Origin of the sequence: Paenibacillus sp. IITD108, from assembly GCF_036541265.1 — a bacterium.
Classification (GTDB): domain Bacteria; phylum Bacillota; class Bacilli; order Paenibacillales; family Paenibacillaceae; genus Pristimantibacillus.
The window spans coordinates 1-1,919 of sequence record NZ_JAZHCT010000074.1 but is presented as its reverse complement, the minus strand read 5'-3'; the positions used below and the strand labels follow the sequence as shown (position 1 = coordinate 1,919).

General features: G+C 47.3%; 1 protein-coding gene. It reads right to left on the bottom strand.

Annotated features, from left to right (window positions below; all coding sequences use genetic code 11):
• On the bottom strand, nucleotides 1-1,777 hold a 1,777-nt coding region (locus tag V1L65_RS28545; protein ID WP_331702750.1), incomplete at its 3' end, for an IS1182 family transposase.
• Between the last annotated feature and the right edge of the window lie 142 nt (nucleotides 1,778-1,919).

Here is a 1,919-nt window from a genome sequence, read left to right as displayed (position 1 = left end):
AAGGGGCTGTCCAATAAGTCCCCAAAATAAAAAGGTTGGGCGAGAAACCGTGAGGTTTTCCGTCCAACCTTTTTTCTACCTGCTTTTGCAAGAAAGTAGCGAGGCGGATGCCTGCTACTTTAAGTAGATTGTGGGCCAAAGCCACAATCCCAAACTCCGTGTGAACCTTGCCTAGTCCTCGCAAGGAGAAGCGTCGGAACGCACGGTTGCCCTTGATGTGACCGAATACGCTCTCTACCTCGACTTTACGCCGAGCATAGATGGCGGACTTTTCGTCATCCTCAAGGGCTTTTTTGGCCTTTGCTTTTAATTCTTCCCAAACCGTATTCCAGTGTACCTGGCGGTTCCCCTTTGCTTTGGTGCATGCCGGCTTGAAGGGACAGTTGCTGCAATCTTCACATTCATACATTTTGAAGCTTTGCTCCAAACCAGATGCGTTTTTCTTCGTTTGGTATTTCTTGAAGCGAACGTAACGTCCATTCGGGCAAATGAATCGATCATCCAACTCCTCGTACGTCCAGTTTGAAGCGTGCCGAATGTCCTTCTTGTAACGACGTGTTTTCTCTTTCATGTAGTTGCCATAAGGAATGAGAAAATCAAATCGGGACTCCTTTTCCTCTCCCATCGCATACAAATAGTTCTCTTCACTGCCATACCCCGCATCGGCAATCACCGTTTTAGGCATCGGCAAAGAAGACGCCGCCAACTGCTTCATATGAGGGATGAAGCAACGCGTATCGGTAGGTCGCTGGTGGATGCTGTAAAACAAAATAAACTGGTTTTCCGTGGCCATCTGCACATTGTATCCCGGTTTCAGTTGGCCATTTTTCATGTGATCTTCCTTCATCCGCATAAACGTGGCATCTGGATCGGTTTTAGAGTAGCTGTTACGATCGCCAAAACAAGCTTTCTGCTGCTCGTATTTGGCGAGTCTTGGAAGAAAGTTCTCTCGAATCTGTTTCAGCGGCTGCTTCCAGGCACTGCGCTCTTTACGCAAGGCTTTCCTCGCTTCGCTGTCGTTTGTCTGAGCAATCTGTTCAGTTAAGGTTTCCACTTTTTCTTCCAGCATGGCGGCTGTTTCTTCGAGCTGATCAGGAAGCTCCTCTGGATTTGCCGCTGTGTATTCGCCAGCTTCTTGCTGGGTGAGCGTATGAATATGCGCAAGGGTCTCCTGCACCTTCTCCTTCAGCTTTTCTTCGAAGCGCAGCGTGGATTTTTTCCACACAAACGAATACTTGTTAGCGTCGGCTTCGATCTTCGTGCCATCTAAAAAGTACTGCTCCATCGTGATGTAGTTGTCCGCGATGAGCTTTTGAATCATCGTTTCAAACAGCTCGTCCATGAATGTTTTCATACGCACTCCACGAAAGTCGTTCAAGGTACGGAAGTCCGGCTGCTGCATCGCAGCCAGCCACATAGCCGGGAGATTTTCGCGCAGCAGCTTTTCGATCCCGCGGCAGGAGTAGACCTTTTGCGAGTAGCCAAAGAGAATTACCTTAAGCATCATTTTGGGATGGTAGGAGCTGCGGCCTCCCCCTGTATAATGAGCAAACAGTTGCTGATCTGGAATGGATTCGACCATCTCATTAATGACACGCGCCACATGGTGATCAGGAATGAATAGCTCCAGATCCAGAATCATCTGCGCCTGCTTGTTGTCATAGGGCTTGAAAGTAGGGGCTAGATTTCGTTTCGACGCTTCTATTTCTTCACAATCCCCTAGAGGAAGTGTTAGTTGAGTGGTATAATGTTCTACAGTAGTCGTTAGATTACGCATAAAAAACCGTCCCTTTCTTGAGATGTTTGTGTGGTAACTTTCATTTTACAGGAGAAGACGGTTTTTTTGTGCATATTTTTAATATTCAATAAAAAGGGGGTGTCCAGTAGTCAGTTTTCACTGACTTTCTAGACACCCCCTT